The organism is Streptomyces sp. NPDC030245, from assembly GCF_055572995.1.
Map to the genome: position 1 here is coordinate 586122 of NZ_JBVICF010000002.1, position 17477 is coordinate 603598.

At 72.4% G+C, this 17477-nt stretch carries 12 protein-coding genes; 5 read left to right on the forward strand and 7 right to left on the reverse strand.

Features of this window, described 5'->3' with window-relative positions; all coding sequences use genetic code 11:
• Positions 1-7: 7 nt before the first annotated feature.
• Positions 8-1168, reverse strand: coding sequence for a bifunctional glutamate N-acetyltransferase/amino-acid acetyltransferase ArgJ (gene argJ, locus ACZ4Z4_RS07090; protein ID WP_468323353.1), 1161 nt, complete (start codon positions 1166-1168; stop codon positions 8-10).
• Between the two features lie 56 nt (positions 1169-1224).
• Positions 1225-3441 carry a BTAD domain-containing putative transcriptional regulator gene (locus ACZ4Z4_RS07095; RefSeq protein ID WP_468323356.1) on the reverse strand — a complete coding sequence of 739 codons (2217 nt, stop codon included), beginning with the start codon at positions 3439-3441 and terminating at the stop codon, positions 1225-1227.
• A 458-nt stretch (positions 3442-3899) separates the two neighbouring features.
• Here ACZ4Z4_RS07095 and ACZ4Z4_RS07100 point away from each other — a divergent pair, with 458 nt between their 5' ends.
• From ACZ4Z4_RS07100 to cs1, 4 genes are read left to right on the forward strand one after another with little or no spacing between them, the layout of a single operon-like run.
• Complete coding sequence (locus tag ACZ4Z4_RS07100) at positions 3900-5615, forward strand: thiamine pyrophosphate-binding protein (protein ID WP_468323359.1); 1716 nt, start codon at positions 3900-3902, stop codon at positions 5613-5615.
• A gap of 3 nt (positions 5616-5618) precedes the next feature.
• Entirely contained in the window at positions 5619-7193 is a 1575-nt protein-coding gene (locus ACZ4Z4_RS07105) for an asparagine synthase-related protein (RefSeq protein ID WP_468323361.1), read from the forward strand.
• Positions 7194-7224: 31 nt separating this feature from the next.
• Entirely contained in the window at positions 7225-8175 is a 951-nt protein-coding gene (gene speB / locus ACZ4Z4_RS07110; protein WP_468323364.1) for an agmatinase, read from the forward strand.
• Positions 8172-9146, forward strand: coding sequence for a clavaminate synthase Cs1 (gene cs1, locus ACZ4Z4_RS07115; RefSeq protein WP_468323367.1), 975 nt, complete (start codon positions 8172-8174; stop codon positions 9144-9146). The genes speB and cs1 overlap by 4 nt, the downstream gene beginning before the upstream one ends.
• A 71-nt stretch (positions 9147-9217) precedes the next feature.
• Here cs1 and ACZ4Z4_RS07120 read toward each other — a convergent pair whose 3' ends face one another.
• The 5 genes from ACZ4Z4_RS07120 to ACZ4Z4_RS07140 form a co-directional block, all read right to left on the reverse strand.
• On the reverse strand, positions 9218-10357 hold the full coding sequence (locus tag ACZ4Z4_RS07120) for an acyl-CoA dehydrogenase (RefSeq protein WP_468323370.1): 1140 nt from the start codon (positions 10355-10357) through the stop codon (positions 9218-9220).
• Between the two features lie 32 nt (positions 10358-10389).
• Positions 10390-11397 (reverse strand): aldo/keto reductase, encoded by a 1008-nt coding sequence (locus ACZ4Z4_RS07125; RefSeq protein ID WP_468323372.1) that lies wholly within the window; start codon positions 11395-11397, stop codon positions 10390-10392.
• A 17-nt stretch (positions 11398-11414) separates the two neighbouring features.
• Positions 11415-12059: a nitroreductase family protein gene (locus ACZ4Z4_RS07130; RefSeq protein ID WP_468323375.1), complete on the reverse strand. Its 645-nt coding sequence runs from the start codon at positions 12057-12059 to the stop codon at positions 11415-11417.
• Positions 12060-12126: 67 nt separating this feature from the next.
• Positions 12127-13500: an aminotransferase family protein gene (locus tag ACZ4Z4_RS07135; RefSeq protein WP_468323378.1), complete on the reverse strand. Its 1374-nt coding sequence runs from the start codon at positions 13498-13500 to the stop codon at positions 12127-12129.
• A 174-nt stretch (positions 13501-13674) separates the two neighbouring features.
• Positions 13675-16428 carry a helix-turn-helix transcriptional regulator gene (locus tag ACZ4Z4_RS07140; protein WP_468323381.1) on the reverse strand — a complete coding sequence of 918 codons (2754 nt, stop codon included), beginning with the start codon at positions 16426-16428 and terminating at the stop codon, positions 13675-13677.
• Between the two features lie 122 nt (positions 16429-16550).
• Here ACZ4Z4_RS07140 and ACZ4Z4_RS07145 point away from each other — a divergent pair, with 122 nt between their 5' ends.
• Positions 16551-17471, forward strand: coding sequence for an MBL fold metallo-hydrolase (locus ACZ4Z4_RS07145; RefSeq protein WP_468323382.1), 921 nt, complete (start codon positions 16551-16553; stop codon positions 17469-17471).
• The last annotated feature ends 6 nt before the right edge of the window (positions 17472-17477 follow it).

Consider the following 17477-nt stretch of genomic DNA (forward strand, 5'->3'; position numbering starts at 1 on the left):
GGTGGTGTCAGGTCGAGTAGTCGGCGTTGAGACGCACGTACCCCTCGGTGAGGTCGCAGCCGTAGGCCGTGAACTCCGCGGCGGAGTGCGGGTGGCCGAGATCGACGCGGAGCCCGACCTCCGCCAGTTTCAGGTGCTCCACGACGCGCGCCAGTCCGTCGGGGCCGGGGCTTCCCGGGTAGACCTCCTGGCCGCCGAAGTCGATCGTGACGCGCTCGGGGACGATGTCGAGGTCGTCCTGGCACTTCCCCACCGCCATGGCGACCCGCCCCCAGTTCGGATCCGCCCCGTGCACGGCGGTCTTCACCAGCGGGGAGTTGACCACGGACTTGGCGACGCGCTTGGCCTGTGCGACGTCCCTGGCCCCGGTGACCCGTACCTCGATGAGCTTGGTGGCGCCCTCACCGTCGCGGGCGATGTCCTTGACCAGGTCGAGCGCGACGGCTGACAGGGTTTTCTCGAACTCCATGAGGTTCACCGGGCCCGCGAGGCCGTTGGCGAACACGGCCGCCGTGTCGCTGGTGGACGTGTCGGTGTCGATGCTCAGGGCGTTGAACGTGTGGTCCATGACGCGGCGGAAGATGTCGTCGAGTACGACCGGACCCACCTCGGCGTCGGTGCAGAAGAACGTCAGCAGCGTCGCCATGTCGGGCTCCATCATGCCCACTCCCTTGGCGATGCCGACCAGGGTCGCGTCACCGCAGCGGGCGCGGCGGATCTTGGGGTGGGTGTCGGTCGTCATGATGGCGGTCGCCGCCGCGTCGAAGTCGGCGCCGGGGAACGGCCAGCGCAGCGAGGCGACATGTGAGCGCAGGAGGGGCATGGGGTAGCGGTGGCCGATCATTCCCGTGGAGGCGATCAGGACGTCGTTCGGGTCGGCTCCGATCACCTCGGCCACCTGGCCGCGGATCTCCTCGGCGTCCTGGCGGCCCCCCGCCCCGGTGGCCACGTTGGCGTTGCCCGACAGGACGACGACGCCCCGCGCGATCCGGTCCGCGACCGCTTCCCGGCTCAGCAGAACGCTCGGCCCGGCGAAGCGGGAGCGGGTGAACACCGCGCTCGTGGCCGCGGGCACCTCGGAGGCGATCACGGCGAAGTCCGGGCGGGCGTCCTTGATGCCGGCCCGGCCGTGGTGGACGAGGAAACCTTGGGGAGAAGAGGCATGCATCGGACCGGAGATCCCTTCCCGAGTCGCTGCTGCCGGGCCGTCCCGGCACCTGCCCGTCACCGTGGCACACTCCGGTTGCCGCCCACTGCGCCGTCCGCTGGAACTCCCTTGAACGAGGGACCAGTCGTCTTGACACGGCCATGCGTCGCGCCGTTCTGTGCGGGCCGGTCGGCGGCCGGCCGCGTCGGACGTGCGTTCTCCAGGTCGTGGCAGATCGCCTCGCGCACCAGTGGGTGGACGAAGCGGAGTCGGTCGCCGTCGGACGGGTCGGGCTTCAGCAGGCCTCCGTGGAGAGCCACGAGGACCGGGTCCGTGGAGATGCCCTCGTGCCGCAGCGTCGCCTCCACCGCGCGTCGCTCGCATCCGTCCTCCGAGACCGCGCAGAGTTCGAGGACACGGCGCACCCCGGGCGGCAGTCCCGACAGGCGTTGCAGCACGACGCCGGCCAGCTCGTGGGAGATGCGGGCGTCCAGGTCCGCGTCGAGGCCCTGCGTCCGCGCGTGCAGCAAGTAGCCGAGGAAGTAGGGGTTGCCGGCGGTTCGGCGGTGCAGTCTCTCCAGGAGGCGGGGCTCCGGAGTGGCGCCCAGCGTCTTCTCCGTGAGCGACTCGGTGGCCGCGAGGTCCAGTGGGTCGAGCAGGATGCGCCGCGCGTCCGGCGACTGGAGGATCACGGCCGCGGCCCGTCGCAGCTCGGCGTCGTGGGCCAGCTGGAAGGTGCGCGTGGTGACCACCAGGAGGACCGGGACACTGCGCAGCTGCTCCACGAAGAGCCGCAGCAGGGCCAACGACGGCGGGTCGGCCCGGTCCACGTCCTCGACGACCAGGACCGTCGGCTCGCGGACGGTACGCAACAGCGCCTGGCACACCGCGTCGTGCAGCGCGAACCGGTCGCCCCTGGACAGGAGAGGCGGCACCGACCGCGCACGCGGCTCGTGGTCCGCCGGATCGCAGATGTCCGAGCACATCTCCGGCAGCAGGTGGGCGAGGCTGTGCCGGACCCAGTCCGGCAGGCGGCGCACCCGTTCGGGCCAGAGCACGCTCAGTCGGCGCAGCAGCGTCGTCCACGGCCAGTGGTCCGGCTTGTCCTCGCTCTCCGAGCAGGAGCTCCACACGGCGTGCACGCCGTCCGGGATCGTCCGGGTGAGCTCGGTGACCAGCCGCGTCTTTCCGATGCCGGCCTCGCCGACGACGAACGCCACCCTGCCGGACGTGTGGAACGCGCCGGCGGCGCAGTCAAGGAGGAGCCTCAGCTCGTCCGCGCGTCCGACGAACACCGGTGGAACGGCTGCCCAGCTCCGTCTCTGTGCCACCGTCTCCGCCCGGCGTCCGGCGTGCGTTCGGGGCTGCGCGATGGTGACGCGGCCGGAGTCGGCGGCGGCTGCCGGGTGGGGCGGCCCTGAGACGCACGGCACGGTGTCGCCCCGGACGCCGGTGTGCGTCTCCCGGACGGGGACGTCGGGCGTGCGGTCCAGGGAACAGTCCTGGCGCAGGATCGCGGCGTGCAGCGCCGCGAGGGCCCGGCCCGGGTCCGCGCCGATCTCGTCGGCGAGGGCGCGGCGCGTGTTCTCGTACGTCCGCAGGGCGTCGGCCTGTCGGCCGAGCCGGTACTGGGCGTGCATGTACAGCCCGATGAGCCGCTCGCGCAGGGGATTGCGCTTGGCCTCAAGGGCCAGCGGGTGCAGCACCTCCTCCTCGCGGCCGAGCCGCAGCGCGCACCGCGCCCACGACTCCACCGCGCTCAGCCTCAGCTGTTCGAGCCGTCCGGCCTCCTGCACGGCGAAGTCATAGGCGCTCAGCTCCTCGTACGGCGTGCCGGACCAGGTGGCCAGGGCCGAGCTCAGCACGGCATGCGCCTCCTCGACGCTGCCCGTGCGAGCCAGTCGGCCGCCGATCCGCACGGCCCTCTCGAAGCGGTGGGTGTCCACGTGCTCGGGGTCGACGACCAGCGCGTACCCCGGTTGCTGGTAGACCAGTTGGGGGCTGCCCCCGTCGGGGAGGACACAGTGTGCGAGGAGCTTGCGCAGGCGGGAGACGTAGGACTGCAAGGTCGCGTTGGCGGTCGCCGGCGGTGTGTCTCCCCAGATCTGCGTGATGATCGAATCGACCGACACCACGCTGCCCGCGCCGATCAGCAGCAGGGCGAGGACTGCTCGCTGGCGTGGCGGTCCCAGCTCCAGGGGCCGGCTGTCGACGCTCACGGACAAGGCGCCCAGCGCGCCGATCGGCGGTGGTCCTGTCCTCTCACGCACATCGGCCCGGGACTCCTGGCTCATCGGTTCCACTGCGTCATCCAGTCCTCTCCGCGTGGCGCGCGACCGTCCTGTGGTGCACTCACCTTCACCCGGCGGACCGGCACCGCCTTTGCCCGGAACGGGGCGACTTGTGCCTGCCCGTGGCTGAATGCGGCACTCCAGTTGCCCGCGCCGGTGGCTCCGGTACTCCCTGCCCGTCCGTCGAGTCGACGGATACGTGCGTATCGGTGCCCGACGCCCGGTCCGTCGGCGCCCGACTGATGCCCGTATGACCACCGGACGGAAGCGGGGCGGCGGCGCGTGACGGCGATGCCTCAGCCGTCCGCAGGAACCGTGCAAGCGGCGCGCCCACCCCCCTGCAAGGCGGGGTCGGCACAGTGGCCAGCAGCCGCCGGAGAACCTCCTCGGCTCCGCACAGCCCGTACGCCGGAAGCACCCCCAGGCGCGGCCATCATCCGTCTCGACGCAGAGGAACCGCCATGTCACGAGTCTCCACCGGCCCGAGCAGCAACCCGACGACCGCCCACGCCCTGTTGCGACGGCTCCACGACCACGGCGTGCGCACCGTGTTCGGGGTGGTCGGCCGCGAGGCCGCGTCGATCCTCTTCGACGAGGCGGACGGCATCGACTTCGTGCTGACCCGGCACGAGTTCACCGCCGGCGTCGCGGCCGACGTGCTGGCCCGCATCAGCGGCCGCCCACAGGCGTGCTGGGCCACGCTCGGCCCCGGCATGACCAACCTGACCACGGGGGTCGCCACCTCCGTCCTCGACCGGTCACCCGTCGTCGCGCTCGCCGCCCAGTCGGAGTCGCACGACATCTTCCCCAACGACACGCACCAGTGCCTCGACTCGGTGTCGGTCATGCGCCCGATGACCAAGTACGCGGTGGAGCTCGAACGGCCCGCCGACATAGAGGACCTGGTGGACTCGGCGATGAGCGCGGCGATGACCGAACCGGTCGGGCCCAGCTTCATCTCCCTCCCCGTCGACCTGCTCGGCAGCGAGGTCGACACCTCCCGGCCGCGGCCCCCGGCCAGGCTCCCCGCCAAGCCGGTCGGCGCGGTCGAGGACGGCTGGCAGGAGGCCGCCCTGAAGGCGGCCGAACTGGTCCGCACGGCGCGCCATCCCGTCCTGGTCGTCGGCGCCGCGGCGATCCGCTCCGGGGCCGTGCCCGCCCTGCGTGCCCTCGCCGAGCGGCTGCGGATCCCGGTCATCACCACCTACATCGCCAAGGGCGTGCTGCCGCACGGGCACGAGCTGAACTACGGCGCGGTCACCGGCTACATGGACGGCATCCTGTCCTTCCCCGCCCTGGACGCCCTGTTCGGACCCGCGGACCTCGTCCTCACGCTGGGCTACGACTACGCGGAGGACCTGCGCCCCTCGATGTGGCGGCGCGGCGCGGACAAGACCACGGTCAGGGTGTCGCCCACGGCCAACCCGGTGCCGCGCGTCTACCGTCCGGACCTCGACGTCGTCACCGACGTACTGGCCTTCGTGGAGCACCTCGACCGGCACACCGAGGGCCTCGCCGCGAAGACCCCGCACGACATCTCGCCGCTGCGGGAACGGATCGCGGAGTTCCTGGCCGACCCCCGTCACTACGACGACGGCCTGCGCGTCCACCAGGTGATGGACTCCATGAACACCGTCATGGCCGAGACGGCCGAGGCGGGCGAGGGCACCATCGTCTCCGACATCGGGTTCTTCCGGCACTACGGCGTGCTCTTCGCCCGCGCCGACCAGCCCTTCGGCTTCCTCACCTCCGCCGGCTGCTCCAGCTTCGGCTACGGCATCCCGGCGGCCATCGGCGCCCAGCTCGCCCGGCCGGGACAGCCGACCTTCCTCATCGCGGGCGACGGCGGCTTCCACTCCAACAGCGCCGACCTGGAGACCATCGCCCGGCTCAACCTGCCGATCGTCACCGTCGTCGTCAACAACGACGCCAACGGCCTCATCGAGCTCTACCAGAACATCGGCCACCACCGTTCCCACGACCCGGCGGTGAAGTTCACCGGCGTCGACTTCACCGCGCTGGCCCGCGCCAACGGCGTGGAGGCCACCAGGGCCACCAGCCGCGAGGAGCTGCTCGCCGCGCTGCGCAAGGGGGCCGGTCTGGGGCGGCCGTTCCTGATCGAGGTACCGGTGAACTACGACTTCCAGGCCGGCAGTTTCGCCGCTCTGACCATCTGAGCCATGGCGGCGAACCTGCTCCCCGCCTTCGGTTTCCTGACCGAGGTCCGCCAGAACGGCGCCCGGCCGCTCGACCCGCGCTTCGCGGCCCGCGGCGCCAGGGAACGGTGGGACGAGCGAACGGCCGACCGGAGTCTGCACACCGTACTTCTGCACTCCGGGGCGCCGGAGGAGGCGTACGCACGCGGGCGGGGCAGGACGCTGGTCCTCGCCGGGGAGCTGTACAACCGGGACGAACTGATCGGGTCGCTGCCCGGCCGCGCCTCGCCGGACAGCGACGCCGCGCTCGTCCTCGCCCTCTTCGACGTCTACGGCGTCCATGCCTTCCGGCTGCTCAACGGCCGGTTCGCCGCGCTGCTCACGGACCGCGAACGCGCCGTTCTCGCCACGGACCACGCCGGATCGGTGCCCCTGTACGTCTGCGTCGCCCCCGGCCGGGTCCTGGCGGCGACGGAGGCGAAGGCGTTGCGGGGAGCCGCCCCGCAAGGGCGGCCCCTCCCCCAGGGGCGGCCGGTGCGCCGCCAACCCGGCACCTGCCAGGTCCCGGCCGGCACGGTCCTCGACATCCAGGTGCCGACCGGGACGTGCGTCGCCCACCGCACGTGGACGCCACCGCTGGCCCGCCGGGTCCTGCCGGAGGACGAGGCGGTCGACACCGTCCGCCGCGTGCTGGAACGTGCGGTGCGGGCCCGCACGGGCCCCGGCACACCGCTGGTGGTGCTGTCGGGCGGCGTCGACTCCTCCGGGGTCGCGGCGCTGGCCGCGGGCCGGTCGGCCGGGCCGGTCGACACGGTCTCGATGGGCACCGACGAAGCCGACGAGTTCCCGCAGGCACGCGTCGTCGCCCGGCACCTCGGCTCCGCGCACCGGGAGATCACCGTGCCGGCCGCCGACCTGCTGCTCGGGCTGCCGCACGCGGTCTGGGCAGCCGAGTGCACGGACCCGGACGTCATCGAGTACCTGCTGCCGCTGACCGCGCTGTACCTGCGCCTCGGCGGCACGGAAGGCGAGGGGGACACGGAAGGCGACGGCCCGGGCGACACCCGCCGGCGCATCCTCACCGGCTACGGGGCCGATATCCCTCTCGGAGGCATGCACCGCGAGAGCCGGCTGCCTCAACTGGACACGGCGGTCTGCCACGACATGGACACCTTCGACGGCCTCAACGAGATGACACCGACGCTCTCCTCGATGGCCGGCCACTGGTCGACGCACCCCTACTGGGACCGCGACGTGCTCGACGTACTGGTGTCGCTGGAGGCCGGTCTCAAGCGCCGCCACGGACGCGACAAGTGGGTGCTGCGCGCCGCCCTGGGCGATGTCCTGCCGCACGAGGTCGTCGTCCGCCCCAAGCTCGGCGTGCACGAGGGCTCGGGCACCACGTCGTCGTTCTCCCGGCTCCTGGCCGACGCCGGTGTCCCCGAAAGCCGGGTGCGCCACGCCAAACGCCTGGTCGTGGAGGAGATTTACGACCAGGTCGTCGCCGGAGGGCGGCATCCGGACGAGGTGGCGGTCGACGCGGTGGTCGAGCTGGTCACCGGCCGAACGGCGCACCACCCCCACCCGACCCCGCGCTGACATCGCGGTACAGGAAAGGAGGGACCGCACCGTGGAACGCATCGACACCACCGTCTCCCCCCGCTACGCGCAGATCCCCACGTTCATGCGCCTGCCGCACGACTCCGCACCGCGCGGCAAGGACGTCGTGGTCATCGGCGCCCCCTACGACGGCGGAACCAGCTACCGGCCGGGGGCGCGCTTCGGGCCGCGCGCCGTCCGCAACGAGTCCGGGCTCATCCACGGCGTCGGCATCGACCGCGGGCCCGGCACCTTCGACCTGATCGACTGCGTCGACGCGGGGGACATCGACCTGACCCCGTTCAACATGCACATCGCCATGGCCACGGCCGAACAGAGACTGACCGGTCTGCTCGCCGACAACGCCGCCTTCCTCATGATCGGCGGCGACCACTCGCTGACGCTGGCCGCGCTGCGCGCCGTCGCGTCCCGGCACGGTCCCGTCGCCGTCCTGCACCTGGACGCGCACTCCGACACCAACCCCGCCTTCTACGGCGGCGAATACCACCACGGCACGCCCTTCCGGCACGCCATCGAGGAGAAGATCGTCGATCCGGAGCGGATGGTGCAGATCGGCATCCGCGGCCACAACCCGCGGCCCGACTCACTCGACTACGCCCGCGGCCACGGCGTACGGATCGTCACCTCCGACGAATTCTGCCGGCTCGGCACCGAGAGCACCCAGCGGCTGGTCCGCGCCCGCGTCGGTGACGGGCCGGTGTACGTGTCGGTGGACATCGACGTCGTCGACCCGGCGTTCGCGCCGGGCACCGGCACGCCCGCCCCCGGCGGCCCCACCTCGCGCGAGGTGCTCGCGCTGCTGCGCGGCATCGGTGATCTGCGGCCCGTGGGCTTCGACGTCATGGAGGTCTCACCGCTGTACGACCACGGCGGCATCACCTCCGTCCTGGCCACCGAAATCGGCGCGGAGCTGCTGTACCAGTACGCCCGCGCCCTCTCCCGAGAAAGGACCACCTCATGACCGTGCTCGACTGCTCCGCGCACCGTGCGGACCTGCTCGCGCTGGCCGGGCGGCTGCCACGGGTCCCCCGTGCCGACCTCCACGGGTTCCTGGCCGCGGCGGGCACCCTGGCCGACGCGCTCCCCGCACCCCTGGCGGCGGCGCTTGACGACTTCGACGCGGACGGCAACCGGGACGGATACCTGCTGCTGCGCGGCCTGCCGGTGGAGGACGACGACGCCCTGCCCCCCACCCCCGACAGCACGCCCGCCCCCGTGGACCGGCCGCTGCTGAACCAGGAGGCCATGCTCGCCCTCGTCGGCCGCCGTCTCGGCCTGCACACCGGCTACCGCGAACTGCGCTCCGCCACCGTGTACCACGACGTCTATCCGTCGCCCGGCGCGCACTACCTCTCCTCCGAGACCTCCGAGACCCTGCTCGAATTCCACACCGAGATGGCCTACCACGTGCGCCAGCCGAACTACGTCATGCTCGCCTGCTCCCGGGCGGACCACGAGCGCACGGCGGCGACCCTCGTGGGCTCGGTCCGCAAGGCGCTCCCGCTGCTCCCGGACGACGTCCGCGCCCGTCTCTTCGACAGGCCCCTGCCCTGCCGCGTGGACGTCGCCTTCCACGGCGGCGTCGAGGATCCGGGCGCGATCGCCGACGTCAAGCCGCTCTACGGCGACCCGCTCGACCCGTTCCTCGGCTACGACCGCGAGCTGCTCGCGCCGCGGGACTCCGCCGACGTCGAGGCCGTCTCCGTCCTCTCGAAGGCCCTCGACGAAGTGCGCGAGGCGGTGTACCTGGTCCCGGGCGACCTGCTGATCGTGGACAACTTCCGTACGACGCACGCCCGCACGCCGTTCACGCCGCGCTGGGACGGCAAGGACAGGTGGCTGCACCGCGTCTACATCCGCACCGACCGGGGCGGCCAGCTGTCCGGCGGGGAACGAGCCGGTGACGTCGTGGACTTCGTGCCGCGGCACTGATCGGGCGCACGGCTGCGGGGGCCGCCGCCGACCGGGGCGGCCCCCGCACCCATGTGTGCCGATGACGGTGGCTAGGCGAAGAACAGCGGCTTCCCCGTGAAGTAGTCGACGACCGCATCGCTCATGCTCATCCGCGACGGCGGATGGAAGACGACGGCCTGTGCCGCGGAGGCCAGATAGGCGATCTTCGGGGAAGTGATGAAGGCCATGCCGCCCAGCATCTCCACCGCCTGCGCGACGGCCCTGGTGATGATGGACTGCACGGAGAAGCGGGTGAACAGGGAGGCGGCGGCGCAGTCGTTGCCGAGATCGCCGTCCATGATCCGGCGGGCGACCCCCTCCACGAGGGATGCCGCCGAGTCGATGAGCAGACACAGGCCGGCGCGTTCCCCGGCCGACCCGCGCTCCCCGCGCAGCACGAGGTCGACCAGCCCGCTGGCCACTCCCGTGTAGGAGGCGGCGACGATCATCTGGAACCAGATCACACCGGCTTCGTTCAGCTCGTCCAGCCGCTCGGCGGTGTTCGCCGGCGCACGGAGGATGTGCTCCGCCCCCGCGAACACATCGGTCAGGCGGACTTCGTGGCTCTCCGCGCCGACCAGCGGAAACGTCGACCAGAAGTCGTGGACGGAGATGCCCGGGGTGTCCGCGGGCAGCACCAGGAGCCCCATCTCGGCGCGCCCGTCGGCTCCGCGCAGCGCGACGCTCGCGGTGAGGAGGTCCATCGAACGCGAGAGGCTGCACGGCTTCTTGGAACCGCTGACGAGATAGCCGCCGGCCGTCTCACGGGCCTCGACCGTCGGGGTGAGGATGCCGTGCCCGGAGCGCCCCTCCGCGTAGCCCGACGCGATCAGTGACCGGTTCTCGGCGACCACGTCGAGCACGGACGCGCGGATGCCGGTGCTGCTCGCGTAGTACGGCCCGACGGAGAAGAGCATGCCGACCGAGAAGTGGTGCATCGCCGTGGCCACCGCGAGGGACGGCGCCAGCGACGCCAGCGCGCGGATCACCCGGACGGCGTCGAGCGCACAGGCGCCGATGCCGCCGTGGTCCCGGGGGATGAGGAGGTTGGTGCCGCCGTACTCCTTGAACAGCGCGATGGCGGGGCTCTCCGGGGACTCCAGCTGCTCGAACGGTATGTCGGCCAGGCGGCCCGCCAGACCGGGCAGGAGCCTGTCGCAGGCGTCATGGTCGAGTTGCAGGAATTTCACGCTCTCTCGTCCTCTGCTGTCGCCGGGGCGGCTCAGTTGTCCACGAGCCGCATCAGGAAGGGCGGGTACCGTTCGCCGTGGACGGCCGCCGCAGGGACCGCGTCCGCGACGGCTCGCAGCTCCTCGGCGGAGAGTTCGACGAAGGCCGCGGCGAGGTTCTCCGCCAGGTGGCCGCGGCGGCAGGTGCCCGGGATGGGTACGACGTCCTCGCCCTGGTGGTGCAGCCAGGCCAGGGCCAGTTGGGCGAGGCTCAGGCCACGCCGCGCAGCCAGCGGACGCAACGCCGTCACGATCGCTTGATTGCGTACGAGGTTCGTGGGGCCGAAACGCGGCAGGGAGCGCCGGAAGTCCGCCGCGGGACCGAGGTCCGCGAGCGAGGCGACCCGCCCGGTCAGCAGACCGCGCCCCAGCGGGCAGGACGCGATGATCCCGACCCCCAACTCCCGGCATGCGGGCACCACTTCGTCCTCGATGCCGCGGGTCCACAGCGACCACTCGCTCTGGACGGCGGTGATGGGGTGTACGGCGTGGGCGCGGCGCAGGGTGTCGGCGGAGACCTCGGACAGGCACAGGTGACGCACCTTGCCCTCGGCGACGAGTTCCGCCAGGGCGCCGATCGCTTCCTCTATGCGCTCCCCCGGGGCCACCCAGTGCTTGACGTAGAGGTCGAGGTGGTCGACGCCGAGACGGCGCAGCGAGGCGTGGCAGCGCTCCCGTATGTAGGTCCGGTCGCCCCGTACGCCGAGGAACCGTCCGTCCCGGTCCCGCTCCAGGCCGGCCTTCGTGGAGATCAGTACGCGGTCCCGGCGGCCCACGAGGGCCCGGCCGAGGAAGCGCTCGCCCTCGCCGAGTCCCTGGACGTCCGCCGTGTCCAGCAGGGCGACGCCCCGGTCGATGGCGCGGTGCACGGTGGCGAGGGCTTCGGCGGGGTCGGCCGGAGCGTAGAAGGAGCTCATGCTCAGGCAGCCCAACCCCTGGGCGGGCACGGTCAGTTCGCCGAGTCTGCGCGTCGGCAGAGGTGCTCCGTCGTCCTTCTTCATGCGTTCCGCACCTCCGGCTACCAGGAGTCGACGTGGAGCACGTGGTCGAGCGGTTGCCGGGGGGCTGGCCTGAAGTGCGTGCCGATGGAGTAGGCCGTCGGGATCAGGGCCGCCTGGACGACGCCGTCCGGCAGGCCGAGCAGCTCCGCGATCTCCTTCTCGTACATCAGGTGCAGGGTGGTCCAGGCCGTGCCAAGCCTGCGCGCCCGGGCCGCGAGCATGTAGCTCCAGGCGGCCTGGATGATCGACCCCCACTTGCCCGCCTCGTTGTACTCGGGAGCCTCGGTCACGTCGAGGCAGGGGATGACGTGTACGGGTACCTCGGCCATGTGGTCGCCCAGGTAGGCCACGCTGTCGCCGACGCGCCGCTGCACCGCGTGGCGCGCCGGGTCCTCGGGGAACAGCGACCCGCAGTTTCCCTCCGACCGCAGGTACTCCTTGACCGCGCGCCGGTAGTGGCGGCCGATCTCGGCGCGCCGCGCCGGGTCCGTGACGACCAGCCAGTGCCAGCTCTGCCGGTTGCTGCCGGTCGGCGCCTGAAGGGCGACATCGACGCATTCCTTGACGAGTTCCAGCGGAACCGGCCGGGTCAGGTCGAGCCGTTTGCGTACGGAGCGGGTGGTCGTGAGGAGTTCGTCCGGGCTGAGGTCCATGAGTGGCATGAGGTGTCCCTTCGGTCGCGACGGTCTCGGGTGGAGGGGCCGGGGCGACGGCCGGCCGGGGCGCGCGTCAGGGGCGGATCCGGCCGTCGGGCTCGACGCGGGCGAGGACGGTGTGGAGCCCGTCGGCCAGTTCGTCCGCCGTGGCGCGGTCCATCACCAAGGGAGGGTTGATCAGCAGGGAGCGCGGGTTGCCGCGCAGGATGATGCCGGCCTCCTCCCGCAGGGCCTGGGCCACCGGGGCGGTTCCTGTGGGCAGTTGGGTCCGTGCCGTCTGGTCCGCGACGAGCTCGACGCCCACCATCAGACCGATCTGCCGGACGTCCCCGACGACGGGCAGGTCGCGGAGCGATGCCAGCCGGTCGGCCAGGTGATCGCCGGTCGTCGTCGCCTTGTCGAGCAGTTTCTCCCGCTCGATCAGGTCCAGGTTGGCGAGCGCGACCGCGCAGGCGGTGGGGTGTCCGGTGTACGTGAACCCGATCGGGAAGCCGGCCGGGCCGGTCACGGCGGCCGCCACCTCTTCGGTGACGAGCACCGCGCCGTGCGGGACGTAGCCGGAGGTGATGCCCTTGGCCGTGACCAGCAGATCCGGGCGCACACCGAAGTGTTCGGCGGCGAACCAGTGCCCGGTCCTGCCGTACGCCGTGACGACCTCGTCGAAGATCAGGAGGATGCCGTGGGAGCGCAGCAGTTCGGCGACGCGGGGCCAGTAGTCGGCCGGGGGGACGACCGCGCCGCCGACGCTCATCACGGGCTCGCCGATCATCGCCGCGATCCGGTCAGGACCTGTGCGTTCAATGGTCTCCCGCAGCTCGCGCAGGCAGAACTCGGTGACGTCCTCGCCCTCGAACGCGGCGGTCTGGTACGGGTCGGGCGCCGTGAGGTGGTGTACGTGGGGCAGTGGGGGGCCGAAGCCCTCGTGGTAGACGGGCAGACCCGACACGCTTCCGGCGCCGTAGGCGATGCCGTGGTAGGCGGTCTTCCGGGAGAGGATCCACGTCCGGTCGGGCTCGTTCCTGCGGTGGTGGAAGTACCGGGCCATGCGCAGGGCGATCTCGTTGCCCTCCGCGCCGCCGCTGGTGAAGAACACACGGTCCAGTCCCTCGGGCGCGAGGTCGGTCAGCCGCACGGCCAGCTCGATCGCCTTGTCGTTGCTCATCGACTCCCAGAGGTGGAAGCACTCCAGGGTGCCCATCTGGGCGGCGGCGGCCTCGACGATCTCGCGCCGCCCGTGCCCCACCTGCATCATGCCGAGCACCGCCGCGGCGTCCAGATACCGCCTGCCCGAGCTGTCTTGTACGTAGCAGCCCTGGCCCTCGACCATGACGGTGCGGTCGGTGCGGGTGCTCGGGAGATTGGGGTGAATGAGCCGGTCCCGGTCGGACCTGACCCACTGTGCCGTCCGGTCCGAGCCGGAGAGGGATACCGCGGATGATGCGGACATGGGGCGAGCTCCTTTGCGGATGGTCCTCCGGCAGATACACGGGAGGGCGCGGCCACGACGAGCGGCTGGATCAGGAGGAGTCTGGCAACCGGGGGTTGCAACCGGCTGACACGGAACGCGAGCGAAGCACCGAGCGGGCTGCAAGCGCCGCCACGGCTGCGGCGCGGGACGCCATTAGCCCGTGGGCGCCTGTTCGACGAGGTCGCGCAGCTGGGAGCGGGCGGTGACGCCCAGCTTGGGGAAGGTGCGGTAGAGGTGTGAGCCGACCGTGCGCGGGGAGAGGAAGAGCCTTTCGCCGATCTCGCGGTTGGTCAGCCCGCGGGCGGCGAGCCGGACGATCTGCCGCTGCTGCGGGGAGAGTTCGGCGAGCGCGTCGGGGGCCGTGTCCGCGACATGGAGGCCGGCGGCGCGCGCTTCGGCGCGGGCGCGGTCGGCCCACGGGCGGGCGCTCAGGCGGCGGAAGATCTCCAGGGCCTCGGTGAGGGGCGCGCGCGCCTCCGCGACGCGCCGGCGGCGGCGCAGCCACTCGGCGAGGTCGAGCAGGGTTTGCGCGTGTTCGAAGGGCCAGTACCGCAGCACCGGGTCCGCCAGTGCCGCCCGGAAGTGCGGTTCGGCGTCCTCGGGGTCCGCGAGCAGGCCGCGGGCGCGGCTGATCAGCGCACGCAGCCGGGGTGAGGCGTTGTCGGCGAGCACGGCTGCCGCGTGCTCGACGACCGCCGCGGCCTCCGCGTGGCGGCCGCAGCGCGCGGCGGCGGCCGCCAGGTCCGCGAGGGCCGGGTAGGAGGCGTGGTAGTGGACGGGCGCGCCGTCCGCCGTGAAGACCGTGCGGAGGTGGGCGTACGCGGTCTCGTGGGCGCCTTCCGCGGCTGCCGCGGCACCGAGCGCGCGACGGGCGTAGACGGCGACCGAGCGGCTCTCCAGCGGGTCGATCAGGGCGAGCGCGTCCTCGGCGCGGGTCCGGGCGGCGGACGTGTCGCCCTGGTGCGCCAGCAGGGTGGCGTCCACGGCGGCCGCACACGCCACGGCGTGGTCGAGGCCCGTCACCCGGCCGACCGCGGTGGTGCGGGCGCAGGCCTCGCGTGCCTGTTCCCACCGCCCGCGCTCCGCGTGGGCCCAGGCGACCGCGCCGCCCAGCCCCTCGGGCAGCGTGCCCCGTGCTTCCCAGCGGTCGAAGGCCTCGTCGAAGGCGCGGACGGCCTGCGGGGTCTCGTCGAGGAGCCACGCCATGATCCCGACGGCGGTGAGCCGTTCCGGCCGGGCTGCCGCCTCGACGGTCAACCGCGGGAGCAGGGCGAGGAGTCGGGGCCTGTTCTCGAAGGGGTCCGACACCGCCTCCGCCCAGGCGCGCATGCCGGTGTCGGCGGCGTTCGCGGGAAGGCGCCGCAGGATGTCCTGGACACGGCGGCGTTGGGTGTCCTCTCCGGAGTAGAAGCGGACCACGGCGGCGCCGGCCACGAGGTCGAGACCGGCCGCCGGCTGCGCGGTCAAGAGCTCCTCGGCCGCGTCGGCCAGCCGGGAGAAGACCGCGGTGTGCCGCACGGTCAGGACCGCCAGCCGTCCCGCCTGGACGGTGGCGGAGGCCAGCAGGGCCGCGTCGTCCGTGCGCGCGCGTACCGCCGCGGTCAGCTCCTCGACCCAGGCGAGGTCTCCGGTGTACGCGGCCGCCGCGGCGGCTTCGACCAGCAGCCGGGCGCTGTCGTCGCGTCGCGGTGCGAGTTCCGCGGCGCGCCGCAGGGCGTGGGCCGCCGCCGCGTGGCCGCCGCGGCGACGGGCCCGGTCGGCGGTCCGCTCCAGCTCCGCCGCCACGGCCGCGTCCGGGTGGGCGCAGGCGGCGGCGAGGTGCCAGGCGCGCCGGTCCGGTTCGTCCCGCAGCAGCCGGGCGAGCGCCAGGTGGGCCTCGCGCCGGGCGTCCGCGGACGCCGCGTGGTACACGGCGGACCGGGCCAGTGGGTGGCTGAAGCGGACGTCCTGGCCGGTCCGCCGGACCAGCCCGGCCTCCCGGGCGGGCAGCCAGGCGGCGTCCTCGGCGTGCGGCAGTCCCGCGGAGACCGCGAGCGTGGAGTCGGCGCTGTCCGTCGCGGCGAGGAGCAGCAGGGCCCGCGTGGTGGCGGCGGGGAGGCCGCTCAGGCGGGCGGCGAGGATCCGCTCCAGGTGCTCGGTGAGCGGAAGCGGGCCCGCGGACGGCAGACCCTCGGCCGTGTCGTGGGCCGCGGCTGTCCTGGTCAGTTCCACCAGGGCCAGGGGGTTGCCGCCGGCCTGGTCGAGGATGCGCGACCGGGTGTGGCCGGTGGGACTCTTCGGCAGCAGGTCCAGGAGTCGGTCGGCCGCGGTGTTGTCGAGCGGTCCCAGACGCAGCGTCGGCATCCGACGGTCGAATCCCGGGAGCTGAGCGCCACCACGGGTGGCGATCAGCATCGTGACCGGTTCGCCTTCCAGCCGTCTGGCGACGAAGGACAGCGCGTCCAAGGAGGCACGATCGCACCACTGCGCGTCGTCCAGCACCACGAGCACGGGATGGTGGTCCCCCAGGCCTGACAGCAGGTTCAGGACAGCGACCCCGACCAGCATGAGATCGGGCTCCGAGGTGGCCGTCCCCTCGCCGAAGGCGTCCCGCAGCGCGGCCCGCTGCCTTCCCGGCAGTCCGTCCGTCTCGGTCGGCAGCGGGCGCAGCAGCTGATGCAGTGCGGCGAACGCCAGGCTCGACTCCGACTCGCTGCCCTGTGCCCGCAGTACGCGAGCACCGCCTGCTTCGGCCCGGCGGACGGCGTGCTCCAGCAGCGCGCTCTTGCCCGTGCCCACGTCGCCGACCAGCAGCAGCGGCGGGTCGGCCGACACCGGGCCCACCGCGCGGAAGAGCCGCGCCAGTTCCGCGTCCCGGCCGACGATCGGCTGCCCCGCCTCCGGAGCAGGCTCCAGCTCCGGTGCCATGACCGCACCCTAGCCGCCCGGTGTCCCGGCTCTGCGCACAGGTGCAGTCACGTGACGGATACCGCGGGCGTCGAGGCCGCTCGTACGGTTCCGGAAAACCTTCACTTTCCCAAGGAAACCCCATGGAACAAATAGCGCTCGGCAACGTCACCATCACACGCATATGGGAGTACTTCGGCTCTGTCGACATGTCGCCCGACATCTTTTTCCCCGAAAGCCCGAAGGAATTGTGGAACGCCAACTCCTCCTGGCTTTCCCCGCATTTCCTCGACTCCGGCACCGATGTCGTCAACTCCGCGATCCAGACCTGGCTGCTGCGCAGCGGAGGCAGGACCATCCTGGTCGACACCGGCGTGGGCAACCACAAGGACCGCCCGTACGCGCCGGTCTGGAACCGCCTCGAAACAGACTTCCTGGCCAACCTCGCACGTGCCGGTGTCGCGCCCGAGGACGTGGACATCGTGATCAACACGCATCTCCACATCGATCACGTCGGCTGGAACACGTACTTGGACGACCGGCAGTGGGTGCCCACTTTCCCCAACGCGACCTATCTGATACCGAAGGACGACTTCGACTTCTGGAATCCCGAGAACGGTCACGAGCCGCTGATAGGCCGCGGCAATCAGAACGTGTTCGAGGACAGCGTGGCCCCGGTGCACAGGGCCGGTCAGACGGTGCTGTGGGAGAACAGCCACCAAATCGACGCCGACCTCCGGCTCGACGCGGCTCCGGGACACACCCCCGGCTCCTCCGTGCTGACCCTCGCCTCCGGGTCGGACCGCGCGGTGTTCGTCGGGGACATGCTGCACAGCCCCGTGCAGATCCTCGAACCCGACTGCAACAGCTGCTTCTGCGAGGACCCGGCGGCCGCCCGCGCCACCCGCCGCAAGGTCCTCGGCTGGGCGGCGGACAACAACGCACTGGTGGTCCCCGCGCATCTGGGCGGCCACGGCGCCGCCGAAGTGGCGCGCGCGGGAGACAAGTTCACCATCAAGGGCTGGGCGCCCTTCGCCCCGTACACCCGCGCCCGGCAGGGCTGAGAGCGG

Bases quoted from the DNA above. Each gene is read 5' to 3' on its own strand.
- argJ (WP_468323353.1), bottom strand. From the start codon at position 1,168: ATGCATGCCTCTTCTCCCCAAGGTTTCCTCGTCCACCACGGCCGGGCC.
- ACZ4Z4_RS07095 (WP_468323356.1), bottom strand. From the start codon at position 3,441: ATGAGCCAGGAGTCCCGGGCCGATGTGCGTGAGAGGACAGGACCACCG.
- ACZ4Z4_RS07100 (WP_468323359.1), top strand. From the start codon at position 3,900: ATGTCACGAGTCTCCACCGGCCCGAGCAGCAACCCGACGACCGCCCAC.
- ACZ4Z4_RS07105 (WP_468323361.1), top strand. From the start codon at position 5,619: ATGGCGGCGAACCTGCTCCCCGCCTTCGGTTTCCTGACCGAGGTCCGC.
- cs1 (WP_468323367.1), top strand. From the start codon at position 8,172: ATGACCGTGCTCGACTGCTCCGCGCACCGTGCGGACCTGCTCGCGCTG.
- ACZ4Z4_RS07125 (WP_468323372.1), bottom strand. From the start codon at position 11,397: ATGAAGAAGGACGACGGAGCACCTCTGCCGACGCGCAGACTCGGCGAA.
- ACZ4Z4_RS07130 (WP_468323375.1), bottom strand. From the start codon at position 12,059: ATGCCACTCATGGACCTCAGCCCGGACGAACTCCTCACGACCACCCGC.
- ACZ4Z4_RS07135 (WP_468323378.1), bottom strand. From the start codon at position 13,500: ATGTCCGCATCATCCGCGGTATCCCTCTCCGGCTCGGACCGGACGGCA.
- ACZ4Z4_RS07140 (WP_468323381.1), bottom strand. From the start codon at position 16,428: ATGGCACCGGAGCTGGAGCCTGCTCCGGAGGCGGGGCAGCCGATCGTC.
- ACZ4Z4_RS07145 (WP_468323382.1), top strand. From the start codon at position 16,551: ATGGAACAAATAGCGCTCGGCAACGTCACCATCACACGCATATGGGAG.